The organism is Marinococcus sp. PL1-022, from assembly GCF_033845285.1.
Classification (GTDB): Bacteria; Bacillota; Bacilli; order Bacillales; family Marinococcaceae; genus Marinococcus.
The window spans coordinates 1-18,698 of sequence record NZ_JAWXCX010000003.1 but is presented as its reverse complement, the minus strand read 5'-3'; the positions used below and the strand labels follow the sequence as shown (position 1 = coordinate 18,698).

Sequence of the window (18,698 nt, the reverse complement as noted above, 5' to 3'; positions counted from 1 at the left end):
ATATGCAAATGAGCAATCTCAAACGTTATTTTCAATTCTCTCTTATTGTTTTAGCTGGCGGAGCGATATTTCCATTAATTTATTTAAGAACGAATTATCAAGAAACCATTCTGGAGGTATATGGTTTACAATTATCCGATTTAAACCTAATCTTATCTGCTCTTGGTATTGCATTTGTAATTGGTTATTTTCCCAGTGGATGGCTTGCAGATAGATTTTCGGCTAAGAAACTTCTGTCTATATCGCTTTTTATTGTAGGTTTGGCAGGAATTTGGTTTGCTCAGGTTCCTAGTTTTCCTTTTATTGTAGCTATATTTGTTATTTGGGGAATATTTTCAGTACTAACGTTTTGGTCGGCGCATTTAAAATTGGTAAAATTGATTTCAAAAAAAGAAGAGGAAGGACGCTTTTTTGGGATTCTAGATGGAGGCAAAGGCGTTGTCGAAGCAGTATTAGCAAGCATTGCTGTTTCTATTTTTTCGGCAGTTTTAAGTGGGGGTACTTCAACCGCTGCTAAAGAAGATGCATTAATTTCCGTAGTTTATATGTATTCTGGAGTATTAATTTTGGTTTCCATGCTCATTCTGATATTCGTTCAAGTTGATGAACCAACCACAGAAAATCAAACAAGCAATACTAAAAATGAAACGGCGAACCGAAAGAAGGGCATAAATTTAGAAGCGTTTAAAAAGGTATTCGCTAACAGGTACGTTTTACTATTAGGTGGCATTATCTTCATGGCGTATATTGTGGCTTGGACAGTATATTATGTAGGTGGTTTCTTAGAAGTGAGTGTTGGGGTTTCCGCTTCTGCTGTAGGAGTTATTACAGTAATAATGTTATGGATGAGACCCGTGGGCGGAGTATTAGGAGGTTACTTGGGGGATAAGTTTGGGAAAAGCTTGATTTTAACTATCTCTCTCATTTTAGCTACCGTAGCTTTGATCATTACGGCAATACTCCCATCGACAATATCAGCGATGATATTTTATGGGTTAATTCTTATCATAGGTTTAGCAGTTTATTCTATTAGAGGATTGTATTGGTCCTTGCTAGGAGACTGTAAAATAGAGGAAAAGTCGCTTGGTTTAGCGATCGGTCTTGTTTCATTTATTGGTTACTTGCCTGATATTCTGTTACCTTTAGTGGTTAGTGGATTAATGACTAGTTTCGGCGATTCTGGTTATAATGCATACTTCATCTTTAGTGCAAGTGCAGGGGTCATTGCTATTATTTTCACGGTCATTTTTGGTAGAATGGTAAAAAAAGCAAATGAAATTTCTCAAGAAGACGATATGGCATCTTAAGTAAATAGAAATATGAGCACAGCTAGTAAGGCAATCAACTCTTTTGAATTTATTATTAAAAGTGGTTGATTGCTTTTTGTTGTCATATGTCATTCTTTAATTCACAAGATCGATTGGTGAATATAAAATAAACTATAATAGAGATATTCTCAAAGACATTAGGAGTTAGTGATAAAAAATGTTACGTCTAAACGAGGAAAAATTGACGAGATTGGAAAAAAGGATACATGAGACACTTTCGGAGACTGTGATGACACGCAGTAATTTGAAGATAATTGATGCAGCAACACTGTGTGAAACTTCTCCCTCAAAAGTGTCAAAACTTGTAAGGAAGTTAGGTTTTGAAAACTTTAAAGAATATAAATTATATTTTAGCGGTAAAAGTTTCGACATCACATCAAAACAAAAATCAAGTGAAATTGAGCGTTTGATTGCGTTTTTAACTAATTATGATCCAAAAATGGTGGATGAATTTCTCAATGTTTTTATGAAATTTAACCGAATAATTATTTTTGGTTTAGGGCCTTCGTTTATCAGTGCAGATTATTTTGCGTACAAGCTTAACACGCTAACCGATAAAAAAGTTTTTGCTACACAACACGAAGACTATGTTGGGCATTTAGCAGATGAGCACACACTTCTTATAGTGTTCTCAGTAACCGGCGCTTTCTCATCTTTTAAACATCTATTTACCTCCGCTAAAGAAAAGAAATCTCAAATTATGTTGATATTAGAAGAAAATAAAAATACTCGCGATTTTGAAGTAGACTATATTTTTCGGTTATCTAAATTTCCTCAAAATGATGAATTATTAGCGTTTGAAAAAACAAGGACCATCTTTTTTATATTTATTGAAGAAGTTATTGCCCGTTTAAGAGAAAAATTGAACGAAAAAGAGTGATAAGTGCTGTATGTATTGAAACATGAAAGAAGCTTCCTTTCTGTATAATAAGAATTGCCGATAAAAAGACCTTTTTAGTAACTTCTGCTGATAACTACGATTATGTTAATTAATATTTCGATCAAAATGGTGATTGCCTTTGGATAATGATTCCCTTACGAAGGGGCTACAAGCTCTACTTTTATTCGCTCTGGGTCTTCAAAATAAACGGCATAATGATCTTCACCGCCAGCATAAGGGTGCTGGTTTTCATATAAGATCGGAATGTTGGAGGCTCGGAGTTGTTCAGTCACTTGGTCCACGTGCTCACGCGACCGGGCATGGAAAGCCAGATGGTTCAACCCGGGGCGACATCGATGGAAAGGAACATCGAGAAAGCGCTCCTCCGCTTGCACAAAGACGATATACGAAGGGGGCAATCGAAAGCTAATGCCTTCGGACCACTGTTGATAAACCTGATATCCGAGATCTTTCAGTAACCATTGCCATAAGACTTTCGACCGTTCAAGGTCCGAAACGTAAAGTTCGATATGATGAATAACTCCGTTCATGCTTAGCACTCCTGTTCGTTCGAAAAGTAATCGTGCGAAAGACGTTGCAAGGCCCCGGTTAAACCGGGGTTATGAAACAATATCGCTTCGCAGAGGGCCTGCCATTCGGTCAAAGATAATTCGCCGGTCTCTAGAGGAAACGGGAGGTAATAGGAAGCTACCGGATCTTTGAGAAGAATCAGGGGACGGACCGCCTGGTGGGCAGCTTCGTACATCCCACATCCGACGATAAACGAAAACGGAGGCGGTGATAGATACAAAATGAAGGAGGTGTTCTCCGGCAGCTGGTCCGGAATCAGCTGCTGCAATCCATGGGCCCACTGGCGAAGGAAAGGGTAGTGGTGTTCATGCAGGATGCTTTTCCGATTCATCAAAGAAGCCCCTTTCTCTATGGATGGTCTGCTGTTCCCCGTGGTGTTTGTTCTAACGAACCAATCCTAAGGCTAGTCGTTGGAAGAACGGTTCCACCGAAAATAAAGAGATGTTCTTCAATCGTCAACGATGGCCCTCATCCTTACCATTGGCAAATGCCCAACTCATGCTCACACCCAGGAGAATACAAAAGGCGAGTGCGCCGTAAGCGATACCTGAGAACGGATCTTCCGGCACAAGAAAACTATAAATGATGATCGCTAGGCCTGTAAGTCCCAACAAGCCACTGCTAAGGATCTTTCCACGACGAGAAAAAAAGTAGGAACTAGCCCACACGAGACCAGCAGCCACCAGAATAATAGCGATGAAAAATCCGTATTGTGATAAAAAAGTCATTGGCCTCTCTCCTCGTTATTATTAGTGATGGGGGCATAAAAGAGTAGAGACAAGAGAAACATCATTGAAATGATTGGTATCGAGCGTTGTTACTCAAACATAAAATAATAACCTACCGCCATGAAAACAAAAAAACTGTTGGCCATGATAAATGTCGGCAAAAGAAGCCACCATAGCCGCCCAATGACGGCTAATACAAAACCAACAGCTCCAAACCCCTGGCCGATGAGCCAGTAACCAAAACCGTAATTCCAGATCAGGTTGGGCAGCCACGACGTCAGGCTAAGCAATAAACACAGGGCACTCCATCTATAAAGCAAACGTTGGCTCATGCAACACCCTCCTCCCGATGCGTTCAAAAAAGGTGTAAGTTATTTCCATTTTCAAGGTTTTGAGATAGAGTTGCAACCACGGAATTTCTTGCGGAAGTAAAATGAAAAATTTCATGGACCGTATTTTTCTATAAAATACTTACTTAGGAATATCATCGATGATCTAATTTCTAAAGAAAGCGGGCATTTCTTCAGAGGATCTCGGCCATCAGACTTATCAATAAAAGCATGCCTCTCGTATTTCTTTTGAGGACATTGGTTGGTACGATGAATAGCGAAGAAGAGTTAAGGAGCGCAGCCAGAACAAGCTTGGAGAAATAGGCAACGAAAGGAGAGACGGTTGTTCATGAGGCATGGCTTGTTGTATCGGACGCTAACATCCATGGTGTTATCCAGTTTTCGATTTGTCACATACATGTTGATCGGGACCTGGGGAACAACTCCTTATCGAAATAAAAGGATCAGTGAAGCCGCCCAGCAAATGAAGTTCTTAGAGGAACTGCTCATAAAAACCGGACAATTGAATGAAGAGGGGAGAAAAGGATCTGAACCAGCTCATACGAAAGCAGATCGAAAAGTCATCCATGCTTTCGTATCTCAGCGAGATCAGCGAGATAAGAAGGATTTTTATATCTATGTGGCCCGGGCGTGGGTGAAGGAACTAGAGCGAAAAAGTATTCGAACATCGATCAAATGGGCTTGTTTGAATGCCGGGTTATTTGTCGTTGCGATGGGATTCGTACACGTATGGGGTAGCATGACAGGAATTTTGGCAGGAGGATTCATCGCTATCGTCATGATTTGCTCGCTGTGGGGCATTTATCATGCATTGCGGGGCCAAGGGTGGCAAAGAGTGCTTATGGTCAGCGTACATGGCATGATTTTTTATCCCTTTCTTCAATTCCTTCTTGCGGGTTAACCTGTCCATCCATCCATCCTATGGAAGGTCGCTATACCTCTTAAACCTCTTAATCATGAGAACAAATTAACTCTCTCAAAAAGTACGCTTTTTGATACGTATTATCGATTTTCACCTCTAGCATATTTCTCGTTTCAATACGTTACGAACGACTTTTGAAACCAACCAAGTGGAAGGGGGACATTTTGAAACACCCATGAATCCGGAGTATCAAAAATACAATCGTTATTATTTCAACCACGTTCAAAAAAGACTTTCTGTATGAATGATATGCCCCCCTCTAAGCAAAACAGAGGATTAATTTTATCTGTCTACCGAAAGGGGGAGTGCGTCATTATCTCTAGAATTATTCTTTTAACTTATTTGAAAATTATTATACCCACCCGCGGAATTCAGAGGCTGCGGCTATTCTCCGTATACCTACAATGTAGGCAGCAGTACGCATATCAATTTCTTTTTCTTGAGCCATGTGATAAACGGAACGGAAAGCGTTTCTTAATTTATGCTTCAGACGGGTTTCAATTTCATCCAGCGTCCAATAATACCCTTGATTGTTTTGTACCCATTCAAAGTAAGAGACTGTAACACCGCCGGCACTTGCAAGCACATCTGGAACAAGTAAAATATCTCTGCTATGCAGGATTTTGGTTGCTTCAAAGGTCGTCGGACCGTTGGCTGCTTCTGCTACAATTTTGGCCTGGATGCGATGGGCATTGGCATAAGTAATTTGGTTAGAAACGGCAGCGGGAATTAGAATATCGCACTTCTGCTCCAGTAATTCTTCATTGGTAATAGTGTTTTCGAATCGGTTGGTCACCATCCCGAAGCTGTCTCTTTGTTCTGCAATCTCATACACTGGAAGCCCCTGGTCGTCATAAATTCCGCCCAAGACATCACTGATGCCTACGATAGAAGCTCCTTTGTCGTAAAGAAGCTTTGCCAGGTAGCTGCCTGCATTACCAAACCCTTGAATAATAACCTTGCTCTTTTCCCAAGTCATATTTTTTAATTTTAATGCTTCTTCCACAGCTACAACGACTCCTTGAGCTGTCGCTGATTCTCTTCCCAGGGAGCCGCCCAGCTCCAGAGGCTTTCCGGTAATGAACCCTGGGGAGTCAAATTCTCGGATGCGGCTGTACTCATCCATCATCCAGGCCATGACCTGGGCATTAGTATAAACATCAGGAGCGGGAATATCTTTAGTGGGACCTACAATTTGGCTGATAGCTTGCACATATCCTCTGCTGAGCCGTTCCAGCTCGCCTAAAGACATCTGGCGCGGGTCACAAACGATACCACCTTTTCCGCCTCCATATGGGAGATCCACGAGTCCGCATTTTAAAGTCATCCATAATGAAAGAGTGTTTACTTCTTCGATAGTAACGTCCGGATGGAACCGGATCCCTCCTTTGGTAGGTCCGACAGCATCATTGTGCTGGGCCCGGTAACCAGTGAACATTTTTGTTTTTCCATCATCCATACGGACAGGGATGCGGACAATCATTGTACGAAGCGGTTCCTTGAGCAGGTCGTACATATGCTCTGAATAGCCCAGAGTGTTTAAGGCCTCTCTGATTAATTCTTGGGTATGCGTATAAAGAGTAGTGGAAGAAGGGATAGTGCCTGAGTGCGTGGTAACCATTGTATCGGCCGCCTTTCTTGGTATTAACTTAACTATATTCAAGAATCATGCCAACTTGAAGAAGCTGGAAAAGAGGATTATAGTATAAAGAAGAAAAATTATTTGTCGTTATTTTTAAATTGATACTTCTGAAAGAAGAAAATTTTTTCTAACGAAAAATTAATGAGGTGATTGAATGGTGGAACATGAAATGTACGAGAAGTTAATGGAGGAAGTGGATATTGGAGTCCATGCTGTAGACATGAATGGCAATACAGTCATTTACAACACCAAAATGGCGTCCATTGAGAGCATGGATAAAGAAGAAGTAATAAACCGATCGATAGACCAGGTGTTTAAATTTAAATCCGGAGAACCAAGTACATTGGAGCGTGCCCTGCAGGAAGGCGCAGAGTTTAAAAATATTAAACAGTCATATTTAAATAATAAAGGGAATGAAATTACCTCGGTCAATCATACATTCCCGGTGTGGAAAAAGGATACGATCATTGGGGCAGTGGAGTTGGCCAAAGATGTAACTATGCTGGAAAAGCTTATTCAGGAAAATATGGACCGGGCCCAGAGAAGTTATTCCTTTGAAGACGTGATCGGCCAAAGCACTGAAATTAAAGAAATTATTGAGTATGCCAAGCGTGCGACAAGAACCAGTTCTTCAGTCCTGATTATTGGAGAAACTGGAACCGGCAAAGAAATTTTTGCCCAGAGTATTCATAATGGCAGTGATCGGTCTTCCAAGCCTTTTATCAGCCAGAACTGTGCTGCTTTGCCTGATAGCCTCATTGAAAGCATCCTGTTTGGAACCAAGAAAGGGGCTTTTACAGGTTCGGCTGACCGGTCGGGATTGTTTGAACAAGCCGAAGGAGGCACACTTCTCCTGGATGAAATCAACTCTTTAAGTATGCATCTGCAGTCCAAGCTGCTGAGAGTGCTCCAGGAACGGAGTGTCCGGCGGATTGGCGATACTAAGGACATTAGTGTTGACGTCCGTATCATTGCCACCAGTAACGAGGATCCTATTGAGGCTATTACGAACCAGCGCCTTCGGAAAGATCTTTATTACCGCCTTGGAGTTGTTTCTTTATTTGTTCCTCCTTTAAAAGATCGTAAAGACGATATTAAGGCGTTAAGTGATTATTTTATTCGGAAATATAATGCTTTATTTCAAATGAACATTGAAAAAATTGACCAAAATGTCATGCATTTTTTTATGAATTACGAATGGCCGGGAAATGTAAGAGAACTGGAGCATCTTATTGAAGGGGCTATGAATATAACTGATTACGAAACAGCTATACGGGCTTCACATCTTCCTATGCATATACATAAAAGGATAAAAACAGCTTCAGATAGTTCAAAGCCAGCTGCTCCAGATTTGCCCCAGGAGAAATACGTCGAAGAGGAAGAACCAGCAGCTTCTACTGAACAGATGGGGTTAAATGACTTTCTGTACTATCAGGAAAAACAATTCATTTTAAAAGTACTGGAAGAAAACAATTATCATGTGAAGAATTCAGCGGCCCAACTGGGCTTAAGCCGTCAGAGCCTGCATTACCGGTTAAATAAGCTGAATATCCAGAAGTTACGGTTATAGATGCGTGCTCTAAAGAATTCCTTTAGAGAATTTTTGTTTTTTTATTTTTTTTGGCATAAAAATTGCATTATTTGATTATGTAAGCGAATACATAAATAGGAGGATGCAAAATGAACACTAAAATAGCTATTCATGGAGTACCGATGGATTTAGGCCAGGGGCGCAGAGGAGTGAACATGGGTCCGAGCGCCATACGTTATGCAGGGATGTTTGACCGATTGAGCAGGTTAGGTTGCGAGGTGGAAGATTTTGGTGACATTTACGTAGATACGAGGCAAAAAGCGAACGAGGACCGCTCGAAGAATTTACAGGAAATCACCAGGGTAAACCAGGAGCTTGCAGAACGTATTTCGACGAATATTGAAAAAGGTTATTTTCCACTGACAATTGGGGGAGATCACAGCATTTCTATTGGCTCTATTGCGGGTGTGTCCACGCATTATGAAAATCTGGGGCTGATATGGTATGACGCTCACGGAGATCTTAATACGGATGATACCTCCCCTTCAGGCAATATTCACGGTATGCCGTTAGCTGTAGCCTTAGGGCTTGGGAATCAGCAGTTAACAAATATTCAGCATGCAGACCGAAAAGTACAGCCGGAAAATATCGTTATCATTGGCGCGCGCTCGTTGGACGAGGGGGAGAAAAAGCTTATTCATGAGTTGGGTATACGGGTTTATACGATGCATGAGATTGACCACTCGGGCATGTCTCACGTGATTAAAGATGCAATCGCTTACTTGAGCTCTAAAACGGATGGCATTCATCTCAGTCTTGATCTGGATGGCCTGGATCCGGAAGAAGCGCCAGGGGTGGGCACACCTGTTGTAGGCGGGATGAGTTACCGGGAAAGTCATTTAGCGATGGAAATGCTTGCAGAAGCGGATATTATCACTTCTGCAGATTTTGTGGAAGTAAATCCTATTCTCGATGAAAAGAACAGGACAGCGCAAATCGCAGTCGAATTGATGGGGTCATTGTTCGGAGAGAAACTGCTGTAAAAAAGCTTATGATTTCATCATCTTACAAGGGAAGAAGGCGATATGCATGAAAGATGATCTGTCCCGTTTAAATCCAAGGGGAGAAATCGAAGAGACGGCCTCCTTATCGAAAAAAAATATAAGCAAATTTGTATTTCCTTCCCTATTAGGCGTGTTCTTGTTTATGACTCCCCTTTCTTACGATGGGAGCGTCACTATTCCAGTAGCACTTTTGGCAGGCGTCCTGCAGGGTGCCCTGAGTACCGCTTTACCTTTCATTATCACTGCAGCCATTGCGTTAACATTTGTTTGTACAGTTCTTATGAAGTGGACCCAGGCTTCTTTCGTTGTAGAAGGCAGTTTTTTTTACAGGTTATTTCATGTCAGCACGCCCTGGGCCGTTATACGCGGAATAGCCGTGATTGCTGCCGTTATGACGGTGTGGGAAATCGGACCGGAATTTATTTGGTCCGAAAACACCGGGGGCCTGTTGATGTACGATCTGCTTCCTATTTTGTTTACGGTTTTCTTGTTTGCAGGTCTGTTTTTACCCTTGCTGCTTAATTTTGGATTACTGGAATTATGCAGCGCTTTTTTTACGAAAGTGATGCGCCCGCTGTTTACGCTTCCGGGACGTTCGTCGATTGACTGTTTGGCTTCGTGGTTGGGAGACGGCACGGTAGGCGTATTATTAACCAATAAACAATATGAAGAGGGATATTATTCCGAACGCGAAGCTGCTGTAATCGGCACGACGTTTTCGTTAGTATCCATTACGTTCAGCATTGTAATCATCACTTATCTGGATCTTTTGCACATGTTTGGGCCTTACTACTTTTCCATCGTACTTGCTGGAGGGGCCTGCGCTTTGATTATTCCCCGGGTGCCGCCGCTTTCGAGAAAATCACATAAGCTATCGAATGGAAGCTATCAGAAAGCAGACGAGGAGAAGCCGGCGCATCTCAATATATTTCAATGGGGCGTTAGGAAGGCTACAGAAAAGGCTGCAGACACAAAAGTGTTTTCGTCTATCTTTCGGGGCGGGGCAAAAAACGTTTTAGATATGTGGCTCGGCGTTCTTCCAGTTGTTATGGCCTTTGGCGTCATTACACTAATTATTGCCGAATATACTCCCTTCTTTAACTACCTGGGAGCGCCTTTTATTCCTTTATTATCACTAATGCAAGTGCCTGAAGCTGTACAGGCAGCCCCGACAATGGTGATAGGGTTTGCCGACATGTTTCTGCCGGCAGTTATTGGAAGCGGCATTGAGAGCGAATTAACCCGCTTCGTGATTGCGGTGGTTTCTGTCAGCCAGCTTATTTACATGTCTGAAGTCGGCGGGCTGCTGCTGGGCTCTAGAATCCCAGTGAAAATGAGTGATCTCATCATCATATTTTTGCAGCGCACGGTGATTGTGTTACCGGTAGCTGTGGGAATGGCCCATCTCTTATTTTAAAGACAAATATTTTTTCAAAGCGCCGAAAAAATATTTGTCTTATGACAAAATCCAAAGAATTATAATCAGTAATTACAATGAGTTTCTAGCATAGATTTTGCATATAAGTAGAAAAGAAAGAATAAGGAGGTTGTTCAAGATGAAAACAAAAATTTCATCCGAGAATATCATTGAACGAACAAGCGCTCACGGAGCCAAAAACTACAAACCATTGCCGGTGGTTATTGCTGAAGCCTCGGGCGTATGGGTGAAAGATCCTGAAGGAAATGAATATATGGATATGCTAAGTGCGTACTCTGCAGTCAATCAGGGACACCGTCATCCTAAAATTATTCAGGCTCTTAAAGACCAGGCCGACCGGGTTACATTAACGTCCAGGGCCTTTCATAATGACCAGCTGGCGTCTTTCTATGAAATGGTCTCAACATGGACAGGAAAAGAAATGGTGCTTCCGATGAATACGGGCACAGAAGCAGTTGAGACGGCAGTCAAAGCAATCCGCCGCTGGGGCTATGAGAAGAAAGGAATTCCGGAAGGGCAGGCGGAAATTATCGCATGTGAAGGGAACTTCCACGGCCGTACCATGAGTGCGGTTTCCCTTTCCTCTGAGTCAGAATATCAAAGAGGATTTGCCCCTCTTTTGCCTGGAATTAAAGTGATTCCTTATGGAGATACTGAGGCTCTTCAGCAGGCAATCACGTCGAATACGGCCGGTTTTATTTTTGAGCCCATTCAGGGAGAAGCCGGAGTAATTATTCCGCCAGAAGGCTCTTTGAAAGAAGCACAGGCGATTTGTGAGAAAGAAAATGTTTTGTTTGTAGCCGATGAAATTCAGTCCGGTCTCGGGCGCGCCGGTAAAACGTTCGCCTGCGACTGGGAAGACGTTGTACCGGACATGTACATTATCGGCAAAGCCCTCGGCGGCGGTGTTTTCCCGGTTTCCTGCGTTGCTGCAAATGAAAATGTGCTCGGTGTCTTCACCCCGGGCTCTCATGGATCTACGTTCGGCGGTAACCCGATGGCTTGTGCGGTTTCGGTAGCCTCGCTCGAAGTTATTCAGGAGGAGCGGCTGGTGGAACGCTCCTTGGAGCTGGGGGGTTATTTCAAAGATAAATTAGCTGCTATCCATCATTCTCATATCAAAGAAGTACGGGGGCGCGGTTTATTTATCGGCATGGAGCTCACTGTTCCAGCCCGTTCTTATTGTGAACAATTGAAAGAATTGGGACTGTTATGCAAGGAGACCCATGAAAATGTCATCCGCTTTTCTCCGCCGCTTACGATTCAACAAGAAGAATTGGATTGGGCGATTGAGCAAATCAATAAAATTTTTACGAAAGAACAATAAGAGGAGGTTTTCATATGTATACGACGTACCGTCATGAACCCTTTACGGATTTTACGGATGAACAGAACCGCAAAGCATTTGCTGACGCGATCAAGGAAGTCGAAAAAAACCTTGGCCAGGATTACCCGCTGATTATTGGCGGCGAGCGGATCATCACGGGCGAAAAGCTGGTTTCCATCAATCCTGCTAATAAAAAAGAAGTGGTCGGCAGCGTCTCCAAAGCCAATCCCGCACTGATTAATCAGGCCTTCGATGCGGCAAGCGTGGCGTTTCAGTCCTGGAGAACGACAAGTGCCGATGCCCGTGCGGAAATGATGTTCCGGGCAGCCGCAAAAATGCGCCGCCGGAAGCACGAACTCTCGGCTACGCTCGTCAAAGAGGGCGGCAAGCCCTGGAAGGAAGCCGATGCGGATGTAGCCGAAGCCATTGATTTCGTTGAATATTATGCCCGCCAAATGCTCGAGCTGAAAAACGGCAAATCCATTAACAGCCGGGAAGGGGAATACAATCAGTATGTTTATCAGCCGCTCGGCGTGGCCGTTACGATTCCCCCATGGAATTTCGCCTGCGCGATCATGGTGGGCACAACGGTCGCCCCGCTGGTCACAGGCAATACCGTTTTGTTAAAGCCGGCCGAGCCGACGCCGGTGATCGCTGCGAAGTTTGTCGATATTTTAATGGAATCCGGCGTGCCGGACGGCGTCATTAACTTCGTCCCCGGTGAACCCGAAGAAATTGGCGACCACCTCGTGGATCATCCGAAAACAGCACTTATCAGCTTTACCGGCTCCCGGGCTACCGGCACACGTATTTACAAAAAAGCAGCAGAGATTCAGGAGGGCCAGCAGCATCTGAAGCGGGTCATTGTTGAAATGGGCGGCAAAGACACGATTGTTGTCGACAGCGAAGCGGATCTTGATACGGCCGCTGAAGCCATTATCGTTTCTGCCTATGGCTTTTCCGGCCAGAAATGCTCGGCAGGCTCCAGGGTCGTCGCTCATCAGGACGTATACGACGACGTCCTGAGCAAAGTGGAAAAAAAGGCGAAAGCATTGTCTGTTGGTGATCCGACGTCCTATGACAACTACATGGGCCCTGTGGTCAACCAGAAAGCATTCGATAAAATCACCGGCTATATCGATATCGGCAAACAGGAAGGCCGGCTTGTGGCCGGCGGAACAAGCGACGATTCCAAAGGATACTTCATTGATCCGACCATTTTTGCCGATCTGGATCCGGAGGCACGCATTATGCAGGAGGAAATCTTCGGGCCGGTCGTTGCTTTTACGAAAGCCTCTTCCTACGAAGAAGCCATTGCTATCGCAAACAATACGGAATACGGCTTAACCGGCGCCGTCATTTCCAATAACATCGACCGTCTGGAATACGCCAAGCTTCATTTTCACGTCGGCAACCTGTATTTCAACCGCAACTGCACGGGCGCCATCGTTGGCTATCATCCATTTGGCGGTTTTAAAATGTCCGGCACCGATGCCAAGGCCGGCGGCCCGGATTACCTGATCCAGCACCTGCATCCAAAAACAATCAGTCAAATGCTTTAATAGTTACGACTAAAAAAGGCCTCTGCCAATACAAGCAGGGGTCTTATTTTAAAATAAAAGAAGTGAAAATGAATTAAAAATTATTGAACACCGAAGAAAGTTTCTACAGAAATAAAATTATTATTTAATGGTCAATATACTCTTACTAAATAAACAATTACGTTTACATAAATGTAATTGTTTATTTAATTGAACTATAATGTAATTTGTGTTTTTAACCAACAGTAATTTGTCTGAACATGGTAAAATAAGTCTAAAGAAAGCTTCAATTTCCTTAGGTTTTGGAATAAGAATAATACCGATGGGGGGAGGGCGTAGAATGAACCACCTTGTTTTACCAGGAAATCAAACACAAGCTCTTTCATTAGAAAGCTCTCACTCGTTTTTGAATAGCGATTTATATACAGATATTTCTGCAGAAGGTTTCGAAGGAGTGGAGTGGGGACAGATACCTGATGAATTTCTAATGTACATCTATTTACATAAAAACAATACGCTGCGTAAACAGCGAAGCGAACGAACAAAGCGCAAATATTTAGAAACGCTTGTCCCATTCCTTACTTACGTGAAAGAGTTCGGAGGATTAAGAGAAATTTCTGCTCAACGTATTTATGCGTATCAGCTATATCTCGAGCGAGAAAAGGGATATAAGGCGAGCACGTTGGCACGTCATAGTACGGTCATTAAACAGTTCCTACGGTTCCTCGTGAAGGAGGATATGGTGGAAACAGATTTGACGACAAAAATGGCGCCCGTTGCTCAACCGAGAGAGGAGCTCGTAGACCGAGATCTCCATGAGCATGAAGTTCAGCAATTACTCTCTTATTTCAAACAGAAAGATTCGTTTGCTTATACCTTGTTAGTCGTTTTAACGAGCACGGGCATGCGGATTGAAGAGTTGGCAAATGCCAAATGGCGTGATCTAGAATGGCGTTCGCCAGAAGGTGCCTTTTTTCTTCACATTATGGGGAAGGGCGAAAAAGAGCGGCCGATTTTTCTTTTCGCCGATGTGATGCGTATACTCCAGAACTTCCGGGTGGAGCGGAAAATGGTCACAGAGACTTTTACAGGGGACTCTGCGTTCTTTCCAAAGAAAAATGGGGGACATTATCATGTAAACTACTTAGGGGATCGTTTCAGCAAACTCATGGTCTCAGCGCCATTTCCATTTGTACAGCATCGTAGAGACCCTATTACACCGCACACGTGCCGTCATTATACGACGTATTATATGTTAGAGCATGGAGCTGACCTTGCATCGGTCCGGGATATGTTGGGGCATGCGTCGATAAGGACAACAGAGCGCTATCTCCTTCGAAGAAGAAACTATGGAGAGCATGCTGGATTGAAAGTGAACGTTAAAAGCTTTACGAATTAGAAAAATAAATCAATGTTTATCTACAAATAGAATAATATTGTAATTTTATTAATAATATGAAAGTAGGGATTTCGTATTTATATTTTTATGGATACAAATATTTTTCGGGGATTAAACTTTAAATTTAAAAGTAGATTTTTTCAAAATGTTTTAAATGATTTACGTAAACACGATATTAAATTTCTAACTACAGATATACATAAGCAAGAAGTCGAAAAGAAAATTAATGATTGGATCGAGGAGAATCATTTAACAAATAAAATAGTTAGATCCAATAAAATATTGAATGAAACAGAAGAGCAAGTAGATGGATGGAATGATATAGAATTAAAATTAGAGAAAAATAAAAAAGAACTAATTGAACATTATAAAAAATCTTTTCATGATCTTTTAAATGACTTATCAGCCCGAACTTTGTATGTTGATGACGTTAGACCCGCTTCTGTATTTAAATCTTTCTTTGAGATAGCCCCTCCTTTTTCTACAAATAAACGTAATGAGTTTAGAGATGCTTTTATCTTATATGCTATAGCTGATTTTGCTATTAATGAAAAAGAAATAGTACATATTATATCTACAGATGCTGATTTTAGAAATTTCTTTGAAGAAAATTCTAATATTAAATTGCATTCCTCATTAGATAATTGGAATGACTTTTTAAACCGTAGAGAAAGATACTATGAACAGATAATGCAAACATTTCAAGGTGATATGGTACAAATAAATATTATAGAGTATGTTAGTGAACACGACTTCATTGGTCTTCGAAACTATGTAGAAAAAGAAATCGTAGAAGGCAATGTAAAGAATATAAGTTTGGATAAAACAAAAGTTCCAAAAGGAGCCGAAATTAATTTAGTTAAAATTGAAGAGTTTTCTGATGTATTACATGCAGAAATTTCTATCGAAGTTAAAATGAATTTTTCTTATGATATTGAAACTCCTGATAAATTTTCATTAATTAATGCTTTTAAATATGATTCAGAAGAAATTAAAAGAAACGGCATTATGCTAGATGGTGTCTTAGAACAAGTACTAATTTTTCCTGTACATTATTCTTTAGAATTTCGGATAACAACCGATGAAAATTTAGAACTTTCAAGTGTAAAATTGACAAACTTCGATAATATTTATGTAAATAAAACAAATATGCCGATAACTTCACTAGATCTTATAGAAAATTTTAAATTGATAAAGAAAATGAATTTTAAGCTTTGATTACCTTGTTAGGATAAATATATAAATAAATTGAATTATTTATAATTAAAAAGCTAGCCCATCCTTTTATGCTAACTGTCGACTTCCAACATGTTTATGTAGACCATACCAACGTTTTAGTAAAATATAAATTGATTAAGGGGAATGAAGATGCAGAAAGTAATATGTTTCGACGAAGGTTCAGCTACGGATATTTTACAAATAGAATATGGAGGAGAACTACTTTCTATTGACGAAGAAAATGGCGCAGTCCAATTTGGTAGCCATGCTAAAGCTTCAGCTGAAATAGGGGCAGGAACTAGTTTTTTTACGGCTATCAAAGCTGCTTTTAGCACAAAAGTAGGTGGAGAAGCTTCTAATTCTAAGGAGTCACTTGTAACAAAAACCATTTCTAATACTATTTTGGCTGATTTTTATGCCATTAGTGGCAAATTAATCGAGAGTAATAAAATACATAAATTTGAAAGTTTTTACCTGCATCCTATTAAGAATTCTTTTGCTTTTATTAAAATGTATACTCCCTACATGAAAATTATCAAAGAAGATTCTCCAATCATGGAAGATATGAAAGATTATGATATTCGCAATTTTGATGAAATACTTGAAAGTGCGAAGGGCTATTATGAGCTTTTAGCATACCCAGAAGACGGGAAGTCACAAGAAGTGATCTTAAGATTCAATATTAATACTTTTAAAAATGCTTATAGTTTAATGGATTTACCGAAGATGAGGCTTGATTATTACGCAGTTGAAGTAGGAAAAGCAAATGAAACTGATTTAGATATTGAAAATGAAATGAGTATTGAAAAGAATACTAATGATCTTAATATCACTGATTTTTTAGAGGATGAAGAAGTAGAAACTGAAAATAAATCTGATAAAACTTTAAAAGTATATGATGTTATTTTGGCAGGCATAGAGGAGCACCCCAATTGAAATATACAATTTTCAATGGTCCAAGAAAAGAATTTGATAAAAGGGTCCCTTTAGACGGCGTAATGACATTGACGGATATGGTGCGATTTATAGATCCAGGAGGAAACGATAGCGTAGAGCCTATGTATCCTGACATCCTTGTTATCCATTCTGACGAATATTCTGGTGTTGCTGATTTTTTTATAGAGGGTTTTTTATTTTATAGTTCCTCATTTGCTAAAAGGTTTGGATATGGAGAGGTGTTATTGCATAATCCTCCATTAAAAATTAAACAACAACTTCAAAATTCTCATGCTGACTATATAGAGGTCGAAGAAGAGAATCATCAATATACTAATCTTAACCTAGAACATTTAAAAGCAATCAAAAACAATTTCGAAAAAACCATTCACGGTCAAAAAGAGGTCAAAAATCAAATTTTAACCTCTTTATATAGTTTGACTAATTCAGGTAAGCACAAACCAACGGTGGTTATGTTATATGGACCAACTAGTGTTGGGAAAACTGAAACTGCAAAATTAGTAAATATAATAATTAACCCCGAATACAAATTATTTAGAAAACAGCTTTCCATGTTCCATAATGAGAGTTTTATGAATTATATATTTGGGGATAAAAGTACATCTTTTGCTAAAGATTTATTAGATAGAGAAACTAATATTATTTTACTAGATGAGTTTGATAAAGCTCATTCTATGTTCTATAGTGCCTTTTATCAATTGTTTGATGAAGGAGTTTACGTAGATAAATTTTATGAAGTAAATTTAGAAAACACGATTATTTTTTGCACATCAAATTATCAAAGTAAACAAGAAATAGAAAAAAATCTTGGAGCACCAATTTTTTCCCGTTTTGATCACTTTATTGAATTTGAAAAATTAGATAATGAAGCAAAAATGAATATTATAGAGGAGGTTTACAATGAAGAAATTTTAAAGTTTAGTCAAATAGATCAGCAAGAAATTCAAAATCAAAATGTAAAAGAGAGACTTAAAAGTAAGGTTTCATCTCTAAAGCATGCTAGAGAAATAAGAAAGCTTACAATACAATTAATGGCACGCCTTCTCATTAACAAAATTTAATAGATAAGCTTGTTTTGTTTTAAATTTTTTAATCCATGCATATCTAATAGCACAACATTATAATTAATGAAGTAATAATATTTTTAAATTTCATTTACTATATTTTTAGATTAATCTTTAACAGAGATGAAGAGGGGGATTAGCTATGATAATTTGGAAAAAAGGGGAGAAACTCAGTGAAGAAAGCGGTTTTGGTGATGTATTCAAAGCTATTAAGGTAGTAAATGAAGAAGAGCAGAAAGAAAAATTCGTTATAAAAGAATTAAAAAAATTAGATGAAGAATCTATTGAAAGATTTAAAAGAGAGGTAAGATATCTTAGAACATTAGATCATCCAAGAATAGTAAATTGCGAGGGGTTTAGACTTAAGGGTGCTCCTTATTTTTATACCATGAGAATGTATAACACCAGTTTAACTTATGTTCAAAGTAAACTTTCTAAAGATTACGCTAGACTTAAAGTGATCTATGGTAACATTTTAGAAGGTCTAGAATATCTTCATAGTGAAGGATATTATCACAGAGACTTGAAGCCTGGGAATGTGCTTTTAAATTCTGATACAGATTTAGTATTAGGTGATCTTGGTTTATGTGTGAACCCTTTAAGTGAAAGGGGCCATAGAATAACTAGAACTCATTCAGGGATTGGCACAGATTTTTACTGTTCTCCAGAGCAACTTATATCATTAAAAAAAACCGATCACAGAACTGATATATATAGT

General features: G+C 40.2%; 18 protein-coding genes. 13 read left to right on the top strand and 5 right to left on the bottom strand.

Features of this window, described 5'->3' with window-relative positions:
* The first annotated feature begins 2 nt into the window (after positions 1 to 2).
* Positions 3 to 1,307 carry an MFS transporter gene (locus tag SIC45_RS16275; protein ID WP_319633024.1) on the top strand — a complete coding sequence of 435 codons (1,305 nt, stop codon included), beginning with the start codon at positions 3 to 5 and terminating at the stop codon, positions 1,305 to 1,307.
* 178 nt (positions 1,308 to 1,485) lie between these two features.
* Positions 1,486 to 2,208 (top strand): MurR/RpiR family transcriptional regulator, encoded by a 723-nt coding sequence (locus SIC45_RS16270; RefSeq protein ID WP_319633023.1) that lies wholly within the window; start codon positions 1,486 to 1,488, stop codon positions 2,206 to 2,208.
* 155 nt (positions 2,209 to 2,363) lie between these two features.
* Here SIC45_RS16270 and SIC45_RS16265 read toward each other — a convergent pair whose 3' ends face one another.
* The 4 genes from SIC45_RS16265 to SIC45_RS16250 form a co-directional block, all read right to left on the bottom strand.
* Complete coding sequence (locus SIC45_RS16265; protein ID WP_319633022.1) at positions 2,364 to 2,759, bottom strand: VOC family protein; 396 nt, start codon at positions 2,757 to 2,759, stop codon at positions 2,364 to 2,366.
* Positions 2,760 to 2,761: 2 nt separating this feature from the next.
* Complete coding sequence (locus SIC45_RS16260; protein ID WP_319633021.1) at positions 2,762 to 3,130, bottom strand: hypothetical protein; 369 nt, start codon at positions 3,128 to 3,130, stop codon at positions 2,762 to 2,764.
* 124 nt (positions 3,131 to 3,254) lie between these two features.
* The gene (locus SIC45_RS16255) at positions 3,255 to 3,527 is read right to left on the bottom strand and encodes a hypothetical protein (RefSeq protein ID WP_319633020.1); all 273 of its coding nucleotides are present in this window, start codon (positions 3,525 to 3,527) and stop codon (positions 3,255 to 3,257) included.
* Between the two features lie 89 nt (positions 3,528 to 3,616).
* Positions 3,617 to 3,859, bottom strand: coding sequence for a hypothetical protein (locus tag SIC45_RS16250; RefSeq protein WP_319633019.1), 243 nt, complete (start codon positions 3,857 to 3,859; stop codon positions 3,617 to 3,619).
* Between the two features lie 346 nt (positions 3,860 to 4,205).
* On the opposite strand from SIC45_RS16250, the gene SIC45_RS16245 reads away from it, so the two are divergent.
* Entirely contained in the window at positions 4,206 to 4,778 is a 573-nt protein-coding gene (locus SIC45_RS16245; RefSeq protein ID WP_319633018.1) for a hypothetical protein, read from the top strand.
* 373 nt (positions 4,779 to 5,151) lie between these two features.
* Here SIC45_RS16245 and SIC45_RS16240 read toward each other — a convergent pair whose 3' ends face one another.
* Positions 5,152 to 6,420: a Glu/Leu/Phe/Val dehydrogenase gene (locus SIC45_RS16240; protein ID WP_319633017.1), complete on the bottom strand. Its 1,269-nt coding sequence runs from the start codon at positions 6,418 to 6,420 to the stop codon at positions 5,152 to 5,154.
* 175 nt (positions 6,421 to 6,595) lie between these two features.
* Here SIC45_RS16240 and SIC45_RS16235 point away from each other — a divergent pair, with 175 nt between their 5' ends.
* The 10 genes from SIC45_RS16235 to SIC45_RS16190 all read left to right on the top strand — a co-directional run.
* Entirely contained in the window at positions 6,596 to 8,011 is a 1,416-nt protein-coding gene (locus SIC45_RS16235; protein WP_319633016.1) for a sigma-54 interaction domain-containing protein, read from the top strand.
* 110 nt (positions 8,012 to 8,121) lie between these two features.
* The gene (gene rocF / locus SIC45_RS16230) at positions 8,122 to 9,015 is read left to right on the top strand and encodes an arginase (protein ID WP_319633015.1); all 894 of its coding nucleotides are present in this window, start codon (positions 8,122 to 8,124) and stop codon (positions 9,013 to 9,015) included.
* 46 nt (positions 9,016 to 9,061) lie between these two features.
* Complete coding sequence (locus tag SIC45_RS16225; protein ID WP_413645987.1) at positions 9,062 to 10,453, top strand: YjiH family protein; 1,392 nt, start codon at positions 9,062 to 9,064, stop codon at positions 10,451 to 10,453.
* A 139-nt stretch (positions 10,454 to 10,592) separates the two neighbouring features.
* The gene (locus tag SIC45_RS16220; RefSeq protein ID WP_319633014.1) at positions 10,593 to 11,801 is read left to right on the top strand and encodes an ornithine--oxo-acid transaminase; all 1,209 of its coding nucleotides are present in this window, start codon (positions 10,593 to 10,595) and stop codon (positions 11,799 to 11,801) included.
* Positions 11,802 to 11,815: 14 nt separating this feature from the next.
* On the top strand, positions 11,816 to 13,363 hold the full coding sequence (pruA, locus tag SIC45_RS16215; protein ID WP_319633013.1) for an L-glutamate gamma-semialdehyde dehydrogenase: 1,548 nt from the start codon (positions 11,816 to 11,818) through the stop codon (positions 13,361 to 13,363).
* Positions 13,364 to 13,682: 319 nt separating this feature from the next.
* A complete protein-coding gene (locus SIC45_RS16210; protein ID WP_319633012.1) occupies positions 13,683 to 14,741 on the top strand; it encodes a tyrosine-type recombinase/integrase in 1,059 nt (352 codons plus the stop codon).
* 87 nt (positions 14,742 to 14,828) lie between these two features.
* Positions 14,829 to 15,959, top strand: coding sequence for a PIN domain-containing protein (locus SIC45_RS16205; RefSeq protein ID WP_319633011.1), 1,131 nt, complete (start codon positions 14,829 to 14,831; stop codon positions 15,957 to 15,959).
* Positions 15,960 to 16,109: 150 nt separating this feature from the next.
* The gene (locus tag SIC45_RS16200) at positions 16,110 to 16,895 is read left to right on the top strand and encodes a DUF6414 family protein (protein ID WP_319633010.1); all 786 of its coding nucleotides are present in this window, start codon (positions 16,110 to 16,112) and stop codon (positions 16,893 to 16,895) included.
* Positions 16,892 to 17,977 (top strand): AAA family ATPase, encoded by a 1,086-nt coding sequence (locus SIC45_RS16195; RefSeq protein WP_319633009.1) that lies wholly within the window; start codon positions 16,892 to 16,894, stop codon positions 17,975 to 17,977. The genes SIC45_RS16200 and SIC45_RS16195 overlap by 4 nt, the downstream gene beginning before the upstream one ends.
* Before the next feature lie 145 nt (positions 17,978 to 18,122).
* A partial coding sequence (locus SIC45_RS16190) for a protein kinase domain-containing protein (protein ID WP_319633008.1) occupies positions 18,123 to 18,698 on the top strand: 576 nt, incomplete at its 3' end.

Coding starts and splice junctions, on each gene's coding strand:
- SIC45_RS16270 (WP_319633023.1), top strand. CDS start 1,486: ATGTTACGTCTAAACGAGGAAAAATTGACGAGATTGGAAAAAAGGATA.
- SIC45_RS16235 (WP_319633016.1), top strand. CDS start 6,596: ATGGTGGAACATGAAATGTACGAGAAGTTAATGGAGGAAGTGGATATT.
- SIC45_RS16225 (WP_413645987.1), top strand. CDS start 9,062: ATGAAAGATGATCTGTCCCGTTTAAATCCAAGGGGAGAAATCGAAGAG.
- SIC45_RS16220 (WP_319633014.1), top strand. CDS start 10,593: ATGAAAACAAAAATTTCATCCGAGAATATCATTGAACGAACAAGCGCT.
- pruA (WP_319633013.1), top strand. CDS start 11,816: ATGTATACGACGTACCGTCATGAACCCTTTACGGATTTTACGGATGAA.
- SIC45_RS16255 (WP_319633020.1), bottom strand. CDS start 3,527: ATGACTTTTTTATCACAATACGGATTTTTCATCGCTATTATTCTGGTG.
- SIC45_RS16240 (WP_319633017.1), bottom strand. CDS start 6,420: ATGGTTACCACGCACTCAGGCACTATCCCTTCTTCCACTACTCTTTAT.
- SIC45_RS16275 (WP_319633024.1), top strand. CDS start 3: ATGCAAATGAGCAATCTCAAACGTTATTTTCAATTCTCTCTTATTGTT.
- SIC45_RS16265 (WP_319633022.1), bottom strand. CDS start 2,759: ATGAACGGAGTTATTCATCATATCGAACTTTACGTTTCGGACCTTGAA.
- SIC45_RS16210 (WP_319633012.1), top strand. CDS start 13,683: ATGAACCACCTTGTTTTACCAGGAAATCAAACACAAGCTCTTTCATTA.
- SIC45_RS16250 (WP_319633019.1), bottom strand. CDS start 3,859: ATGAGCCAACGTTTGCTTTATAGATGGAGTGCCCTGTGTTTATTGCTT.
- SIC45_RS16200 (WP_319633010.1), top strand. CDS start 16,110: ATGCAGAAAGTAATATGTTTCGACGAAGGTTCAGCTACGGATATTTTA.
- SIC45_RS16245 (WP_319633018.1), top strand. CDS start 4,206: ATGAGGCATGGCTTGTTGTATCGGACGCTAACATCCATGGTGTTATCC.
- SIC45_RS16205 (WP_319633011.1), top strand. CDS start 14,829: ATGGATACAAATATTTTTCGGGGATTAAACTTTAAATTTAAAAGTAGA.
- rocF (WP_319633015.1), top strand. CDS start 8,122: ATGAACACTAAAATAGCTATTCATGGAGTACCGATGGATTTAGGCCAG.
- SIC45_RS16260 (WP_319633021.1), bottom strand. CDS start 3,130: ATGAATCGGAAAAGCATCCTGCATGAACACCACTACCCTTTCCTTCGC.